Source organism: Actinoplanes sp. NPDC021490 (assembly GCF_055562135.1).
In genome coordinates, this window is record NZ_JBVHFW010000028.1 from 59,714 (window position 1) to 68,893 (window position 9,180).

At 73.6% G+C, this 9,180-nt stretch carries 1 pseudogene; it reads right to left on the reverse strand.

Features of this window, described 5'->3' with window-relative positions:
* Window positions 1-20: 20 nt before the first annotated feature.
* Window positions 21-9,176 (reverse strand): annotated as a pseudogene (locus ACZ3I4_RS46215) (type I polyketide synthase); the annotation flags it as partial.
* Between the last annotated feature and the right edge of the window lie 4 nt (window positions 9,177-9,180).

A 9,180-nucleotide genomic window follows, 5' to 3' on the forward strand; every position in this document is an offset into this window, starting at 1 on the left:
GGGCGGGGCACCGGCGAACATCACGACGCCCCCAGTTGCTTGTTGATGAAGTCCAGAACCTCGTCGGCCGAGGCGTCGTCGAGCTGCCCGGCCACCGTCGGCCGTTCGGTGGCAGTGCTCCGGCGCAGCCATTGCGAGAGCAGCGTCTGCATGCGTTCGGTGACGTCCTGACGGGAGTCGGCGCCGCCGTCGACGGCCTCCAGTTCGGCCGAGAGCCGGTCGAGCGCGCTCAGCACCGGGTCACCGGTGTCGTCGGCTCCGACCAGTTCGCCCCGCAGGTGCTCGGCCAGCGCGGCCGAGTTCGGGTAGTCGAAGACCATGGTGGAGGCGAGCCGGATCCCGAGCACCTGGGAGAGCCGGTTGCGCAGCTCGACGGCGCCGGCCGAGTCGAAGCCCATGTCCTTGAAGGCCCGCTGCGGCAGCACGTCCTCGGCCGACTCATGGCCCAGCACGGCCGCGGCGTTGTCCCGTACGAGGTCGGTCAGGGTCTGCTGCTGCTCGGGAACCGGCATCCCGCTCAGCCGGGCCGTCCACTCGCCCCCGACGGCGGGCTGGGCCGCGACCGGTTCCGCGGCCTCGCGGGCCTCGGGCAGGTCGGCCAGCAGCCGGCTCGGGCGGTGCAGCGTGTAGGTGGGCACGAAGTTCGGCCAGTCGAACCCGGCCACCACCATCGCGCCCTCGCCGGCGTCGAGGATCTGGCCCAGCGCGAGCATGCCCCGCTCGGCGTCGATGCCCTCCATGCCGAACTCGCGCAGCCGCTCGCCACCGTCGCTCGCGGCCATGCCGACGCCGGCCCACAGGCCCCAGGCGATCGAGGTCGCCGGGAGGCCGCGGCTGCGGCGGTCGTCGCACAGGGCGTCGAGGTGGGCGTTGGCCGCGGCGTAACCGGCCAGGCCGCCGCTGCCCCAGACGCCCGCCCCCGACGAGAACAGCACGAAGGCGTCCAGGTCCAGGTCGGCGGTCAGCTCGTCGAGCACGTCGGCGCCGCCGGCCTTGGCGGCGAGCAGGTTCGTCAGGTCGTCGGCGCGCAGCTCGGTCATCGGCCGGCGGTCACCGACCCCGGCCGCGTGCATGACCGAGGACAAGTCGTCGATCCGTTCCAGCAGGTTGCCCACCGACGCCCGGTCCGCGATGTCGCAGGCCATCACCTCGGCGGTCGTGCCCAAGCTTGCGATCGACGCCGCCAGCTCGGCCACACCGGCCGCGGCGGGACCGGAACGGCTGGTCAGCACCACGCGCGGGGCACCCCGTCCGGCGACCCAGCGAGCCGTGATCGCGCCGACGCCACCGGTGCCCCCGGTGAGCAGCACCGAGCCGCGCGGGGTCCAGACCTGACGCGCCACGGGCCGTCCGGCCCGGATGAGCCGCCGCGCCAGCACGCCCGCCGGGCGCACCGCGACCTGGTCCTCCTGACCGCCGGCCAGAATCGAGACCAGGCGAGCTCCCGTACGGTCGTCGAGCGCCGGCGGCAAGTCGATCAGGCCACCCCAGCGGCCGGGCAGTTCGAGTCCGGCCACCGCGCCCAGACCCCACAGCTGGGCCTGGCCGGGGTCGACCATGTCACCGGTGGCAGCCCGCACCGCGCCGCGGGTCAGCACCCAGAGGGGGGCCGAGATGTCGAGCCAGCCCAGCTCCTGCACCAGGGCCAGGGTGTCGGCCAGGCCGGTCGGCAGGGAGATCACGCCGCTCAGGTCGGGCACCTCGGCGACGGCCTCTTCGACACCCTCCACGCCCGTACGGAGGACTTCAGCGCCCCGGGAGGTCAGCGCGGCGGCGATCGCCTCGGCGTCGGGGCTGTCGCCGACGAGCAGCCACGTGCCCACCGGCAGGGCGCCGGTGTCGCGTACGGGGGCCCAGGAGACGCGGTAACGCCAGTCGGCGACCGCCGAGTCGGCCCGGCTGCGGCGGCGGTATTCGGCCAGCGCGGGCATCACCTCGCCCAGCCGGTCCCGGTCGACGTTCAGGGCCGTGGCCAGATCGCCGAGGTCGGCGTCCTCCACAGTGGCCCAGAAACCGTCGTCCCCGGCCGGGGTGGCGACGGTCGCCGTGGGCCAGTACGAGCGGTGCTGGAAGGCGTACGTGGGAAGGTCGACGGTCGAGCCGCCGCCCAGGACGGCCGCCCAGTCGACGGCGACACCGTTGACATAGGCCTCGGCGAACGAGGTCAGCAGGCGGTCGAGGCCGCCCTCGTCGCGGCGCAGGGTGCCGACGACGACCGCGTCGACGCTGTCGCCGATGGCGGCGGTCAGGACCGGGTGCGGCGAGACCTCGATGAAGGCGCCGTGGCCGCTGCCGCCGAGGGTGCGGACGGCGCGTTCGAATTCGACGGTCTCACGCAGCGAGGAGTACCAGTAGGCCGGGTCCATCTCGGGACCGATCAGCCACTCCCCGGTCAGCGCCGAGATCATCGGGATGCGGGCGTTGGCCGGCCGGATCCCGTGCAGGGCGGCGAGGATGTCGTCGCGCAGCTCGTCCACGTGGGCACTGTGCGAGGCGTAGTCGACCGGGATCGTGCGGTGGCGGACCTGCTCGCCGAGCGAGCCGGCCAGCTTCCGCAGCGCGTAGGCGTCGCCGGAGACGACGGTGGCGTTCGGGCCGTTGATGGCGGCGATCGACAGGCCCGGGGTGAGGCGGGCCCGTACGGCGTCGGCGGGCTCGGCGATCGACAGCATGCCGCCCCGGCCGGCCAGGGCACGGAGAGTCTTGCTGCGCAGGGCGATGACCCGGGCCGCGTCGTCCAGGGACAGGATCCCGGCGACGACCGCGGCGGCGATCTCGCCCTGCGAGTGGCCGACGACGGCGTCCGGCTTGACCCCGGCCGCCTCCCACTCGGCCGCGAGCGACACCATGACGGCCCAGAGAGCGGGCTGCACCACGTCGGCGGCCTCGAACCCGTGCCGGCCGGCCAGGACGTCCTCGAGCTGCCAGTCCACGTACGGGGAAAGGGCCTCGGCGCACTCCTTGAGGCGCGCCTGGAAGACCGGGGACGCGAGCGACAGGCCCATGCCGATCCACTGGCTGCCCTGACCGGGGAAGACGAACACCGTCTGCCCGACACCGTTGACACCGACCTGGCCGGTGACCACGCCGGGAGCGGGCTGGGCGGTGGCCACCGCGGCCAGCCCGGCGGCGTCGGAGCTGAGCACCACGGCGCGGTGTTCGAGGGCGGCCCGGGTGGTGGCCAGGGACCAGGCGATGTCACCGGCGTCAAGCTCCGGGCGGGCCAGCACGTGCTCGCGCAGACGACCCGCCTGGGCGGCCAGGGCCGGCGCGCTGTGACCCGAGACGACCCAGGCCGGCACCGGGGCGCCCTCGACCGGGCCGGGCGCGGGTGCGGCCGGGGCCTCCTCGACGATGACGTGGGCGTTGGTGCCGCTGATGCCGAAGGCCGAGACGCCGGCGCGGCGGGGGCGGTCCCCGGCGGGCCATGCGACCGGTTCCTGCAGCAGGCGGACCTGGCCGGAGTCCCAGTCGACGTGCGAGGACGGCGTCTCGGCGTACAGGGTCCGGGGCAGCGCGCCGTGCTGCAGGGCCAGGAGCATCTTGATGACACCGGCGACACCGGCGGCCTGCTGGGCGTGGCCGATGTTCGACTTGATGGATCCGAGCCACAGCGGCCGGTCGTCGTGGCGTTCCTGCCCGTACGTGGCCAGCAGCGCGCCGGCCTCGATCGGGTCACCCAGTTCGGTGCCGGTGCCGTGCGCCTCGACCACGTCGACGTCGGCCGGGGTCAGCTGGGCGCTCGCGAGAGCGGCCCGGATGACCCGGCGCTGCGCGGGCCCGTTGGGCGCGGTGAGGCCGTTGGAGGCGCCGTCCTGGTTGATCGCGCTGCTGCGCAGCAGGCCGAGAACGCGGTGACCCCGGCGCTGGGCCTCGGACAGCGGCATCAGCACGAGCATGCCGACGCCCTCGCCCATGCCCATGCCGTCCGCGGTGTCACCGAAGGCCTTGCACCGGCCGTCGGCGGCGAGCGCCCGCAGCCGGGAGAAGCCGACGAACTCGCCGGGGTCGGCCATGACCGTGACACCGCCGGCCAGCGCGACCGTGCACTCGCCGGAACGCAGCGCCTGCACGGCCTGGTGCATGGCGACCAGCGAGGATGAGCAGGCCGTGTCCACGGTGACGGCCGGGCCGGTCAGACCCAGCGCGTACGAGATCCGGCCGGACAGCACGCTCAGCGCGTTCCCGGTGATCAGGTGGGCCTGGGTGCCCTCCTCGGCCGCGGCGGCGCCGATGTAGCCCGACGAAGCGGCGCCGACGAAGACACCGGTGGCACTGCCGGACAGCGAACGCGGGTCGATGCCGGACCGCTCGATCGCCTCCCACGAGGTCTCGAGGAGAAGCCGCTGCTGCGGGTCCATGGCCAGGGCCTCGCGCGGGCTGATCCCGAAGAAGCCGGCGTCGAAGTCGGCCGCTCCGCTCAGGAAGCCTCCGGAGACGACGTAGGTGGAGCCCTCGGCGTCCGGGTCGGGGTCGAACAGGTCGTCGGTGTTCCAGCCGCGGTCGGCCGGGAAACCGCCGATGGCGTCGCCGCCGTCGACGAGCAGCTTCCACAGTTCCTCGGGGGTGCGGATTCCGCCTGGGTAGCGGCAGGCCATGCCCACGACGGCGATCGGGTCGGTCGAGACCGGCTGCACGACGGTGATGACCTCGGCGGGCGCGTTGCCGAACAGTTCGGACAGGATTTCGTCGGCCAGCTCGGAGGCGCTGGGGTGGTCGAAGATGATGGTGGCGGGCAGCCGGATTCCGGTGGCCGCGTTGAGCCGGTTGCGCAGCTCGACGGCGGTGAGCGAGTCGAAACCGATCTCGCGGAAGGCCCGGGTGGCCACGATTTCGTCGGGCGACTCGTGGCCGAGCACCGCGGCGGCGTGCGTGCGGACCAGCTCGACGACCGTGCGGCGACGCTCGGCGGCCGACATCGTCGCGAGCCGGGAGGCGAACTCGCCTCGCTCCTCCTCGTTCCGCTTCGGCGCCGGAGCGATCTCCTCCAGGGCCTCGGGAATCGTGTCGAGCAGCGGGCGCGGGCGGGAGGCGCAGAAGACGGGCGCGAACTTGTCCCACTCGACGTCGGCCAACGCGATGAAGGTCTCGTCGTCGGCCAGGATCTCGCCCAGCGCGGTCAGGGCCTTCTCGGTGTCGAGGAAGTTCATGCCCTGGCGCAGCAGGCGGTTGGGGGTGACCCGGCCGGGGGCCTGGTCCATGAACGCGTCGACCGCTTGCCAGTCGCGGGTATTCCACACGCCCCACGCGATCGACGTGCCGGGCAGACCCCGCGCGCGGCGATCCTCGGCCAGACCGTCCAAGAAGGAGTTCCCGGCCGCGTACGCGGCGTGGTCGTTGCTGCCCCAGGTGGCCGAGATCGACGAGAACATGACGAACTCGTCCAGGCTCAGCCCGGCCGTCGCCTCGTCCAGGTAGGTGGCGCCGGCGGCCTTCGCGCCCAGCGCGGCGGCCAGACCCTCGTGGGTGGTCGCCTCGACGCGGGCCAGGAACGGTGTGTTGGCCGAGTGCAGCACCGTGGACAGGCCGGGGCCGGAGCCCTCGATCCAGTCGACCATGCCGGTGACCTGGTCACGAACGCCCAGGTCGCAACATAGGACGTCGACGCCCGTGCCGGCTCCGGCGACCGTGGCGGACAGGCCGGCGACGCCCGCAGCGGACGGACCCGAACGCGAAGTCAGCACCACGCGCCCGGTGTCATGCTCGGCGAGCCAGGGTCCGACGCAGACGCCGATCGAGCCCGTGCCGCCGGTCAGCAGCACTGTGCCGCGCGGGCTCCACGGCGCGGGCTCGGCCTGACGGGCCTCGGCGTGCACGAGGCGGCGCAGGAAGACACCGGTGTCGCGTACGGCGACCTGGTCCTCGCGGCCGTCGGCCAGCACGGCGGCCAGCCGGGCGCCCGTCTCGGCGCCGACGGCCGGCGGAAGGTCGATCAGGCCGCCCCAGCGGTCCGGGTGCTCGAGGCCGACGGCGCGGCCGAAACCCCAGAGCTGGGTCTGGCGGGGGCTCGTCGTCACCTCGTCACCGGTGACTTGCACGGCGCCGCGGGTCAGCACCCACAGCGGGGCGCTGATGCCGAGGCGGCCGAGGGCCTGGGTCAGGTCGAGGGTGTCGGCGCTGCCGCGCGGCACCCACGGGAACTCGGCGTCGGGCGTCTCGTCCAGGGCGAGCAGCGACACGACGCCGCGGAGGTCGGCGAAGGCGATGGCCTCGTCCAGGCGGTCCAGCGACGTACGGGCCACCGTGGCGCCCCGGGCGGTCAGCGCGGCGGTGATCGCGGGGGCGTCGGGGGCGTCGCCGATCAGCAGCCAGGTGCCGGACAGGCCGGCCGTGCCGCCGGGGGTGTGCTGCCAGGTGATGCGGTAGCGCCAGTCGTCAGCCGACAGCAGCCGCCGACCGGCCGGGGTCTCCGGCCAGTAGCGGCGCCGTTGGAAGGCGTAGGTGGGCAGCTCCACAGCCGAACCTTCGCCCAGCACAGCAGGCCAGTCGACCCCTAAGCCGTGCACCCAACCCTGAGCCAGCGAGGCCAGCAGACGGTCCCGGCCGCCGTCGTCGCGCCGCAGAGTGCCCACCACCACCGGGGACTGGGCTTCCAGGCTCTCGCCGACGGCAGGGGTGAGTACGGGATGCGGGGAGACCTCGACGAAGACTCCGTGACCGGCGCGGCCGAGGATCTGGATGGCGCGGTCGAACTCGACGGTCTCGCGGAGGCTCGCGAACCAGTACTCCGGTGTCATTTCGGGGCCCGACAGCCACTCCCCCGTGAGCGCGGAGACCATCGGGATGGTGGCCGCGGTGGGGTTGATGCCGGTCAGGACGGTCAGGATCTCGTCGCGGAGCTCGTCGACGTGGGCGCTGTGCGAGGCGTAGTCGACGGGGATCATGCGGTGCCGGACGTCTGGGCCGAGCGAGTCGGCCAGCTTCTGAAGGGCGTCCATGTCACCGGAGACCACGGTGGCGTTCGGGCCGTTGATGGCGGCGATCGAGAGCTTCCCGTACGGGGCTGAGCGCGCTCGCGCTGCGTCGGCGTGGGCGGCCGCGTCGGTCGCGGCCGCGTCGGTGGTCGCGGCGGTGGCAGCGAGGCGGGCTCGCACGGTTTCGGCGGGTTCGGCGATCGACAGCATGCCGCCGCGACCGGCCAGGGCGCGCAGGGTCTTGCTGCGCAGGGCGATGACCTTGGCGGCGTCGTCGAGCGACAGGATTCCGGCTACGGCCGCGGCGGCGATCTCGCCCTGGGAGTGGCCGACCACCGCGTCCGGCTTGACCCCGGCGGCTTCCCATACGGACGCGAGCGAGACCATGACGGCCCAGAGGGCGGGCTGTACGACGTCGGCGGACTCGAAGCCGTGGCGGCCGGCCAGGACGTCGTCGAGCTGCCAGTCCACGTACGGGGAAAGGGCCTCGGCGCACTCCCGCAGGCGCGCCCGGAACACCGGGTGGCTGCCGGCCAGCTCGCGGCCCATGCCGATCCACTGGCTGCCCTGGCCCGGGAAGACGAAGACCGTCTTGCGCGGGCCGTTGGGGGCGATGACACCGGTGACTACGCCGGGGGCGGGTTGTCCCGTGGCGACGGCGGCGAGTCCGGCCGGGTCGGCGGTCAGAACGACGGCGCGATGTTCGAGGGCGGCGCGGGTGGTTGCGAGGGACCAGGCGATGTCACCGGGGTCAAGCGTGGGGTGGGCCAGGACGTGCTCGCGCAGCCGTCCGGCCTGGCCGGCGAGGGCAGTAGCGCTGTGTCCGGATACCAGCCACACCGGAGCCGGCCGTGTCACCGGTGTCGGGTCGGCGGGGGCGGTGGCTGGGGGCTCCTCGACGATGATGTGGACGTTGGTGCCGCTGACGCCGAACGCGGAGACGCCGCCGCGGCGGGGACGGCCGGTGGTGGCGGGCCAGGCGACCGGCTCCTGCAGCAGGCGGACGTGGCCGGTCTCCCAGTCGACCTGCGAGGACGGCTCGTCGGCGTACAGGGTCTTGGGAAGGGACTCATGCTGGAGGGCTAGGACCATCTTGATGACACCGGCGACACCGGCGGCGCACTGGGTGTGGCCGATGTTCGACTTGACCGAGCCGAGCCACAGCGGCTGGTCCTCGGTGCGCTCCTGGCCGTAGGTGGCAAGCAGCGCCTGCGCCTCGATCGGGTCGCCCAGGGTGGTGCCGGTGCCGTGGGCCTCGACCACGTCGACGTCGGCCGCGGTGAGCTTGGCGTTGGCCAGGGCCGAGCGGATGACGCGGCGCTGCGACGGGCCGTTGGGGGCGGCCAGGCCGTTGGAGGCGCCGTCCTGGTTCATGGCGCTGCCGCGGATGACCGCCAGCACGCGGTGGCCGTTGCGCTGGGCGTCGGACAGGCGCTCGAGCAGCACCATGCCCGCGCCCTCGCCCCAGCCGATGCCGTCGGCCTCGTCGGAGAAGGCCTTGCACCGTCCGCTGGAGGCCATGCCGCCCTGCTTGCCGAACTCCATGAACGCGCCCGGCGAGACCATCACCGCGACGCCGCCGGCGAGAGCCATCGAGCATTCGCCCGCCCGCAGCGCCTGGGCCGCCTGATGCAGCGCCACCAGGGAGGACGAGCAGGCCGTGTCCACGGTGACCGCCGGTCCGATCAGGCCCAGGCAGTACGAGATCCGGCCGGACGCGACCGCCGAGACCGTGCCGATCAGGCGGTACCCGTCGATGCTTTCGTCGTCCGCGGGCAGCGCGTTGCTGTAGCCGGACGTGTTGGCGCCGACGAAGACACCGGTGGCCGAGCCGTGCAGCGAACGCGGGTCGATGCCGGCCCGCTCGACCGCCTCCCACGAGGTTTCCAGCAGGAGCCGCTGCTGCGGGTCCATGGCCAGGGCCTCGCGCGGGCTGATCCCGAAGAACCCGGCGTCGAACTCGGTGGCGTCGTAGACGAAACCGCCCTGCCGCCGGTAGGTCTGCCCGCGGCCGAACTGCTGCTCGAAGGCGTCCCACCCGCGGTCGGCCGGGAACCCGCTGATCGCGTCGGTGCCGGCCGCCATCAGGTCCCAGAACTGGTCGGGGCCGGTGACCCCGCCCGGGTAGCGGCAGCCCATTCCGACGATCGCGATCGGCTCGTTCGCGGCGGCGACCAGGGCGTTGTTCTGCCGGCGGAGCAGCTGGGCCTCCTTGACGGAGGCGCGTAGTGCTTCGACGAGCTTGTCATTGGGCGTTCCCATGATG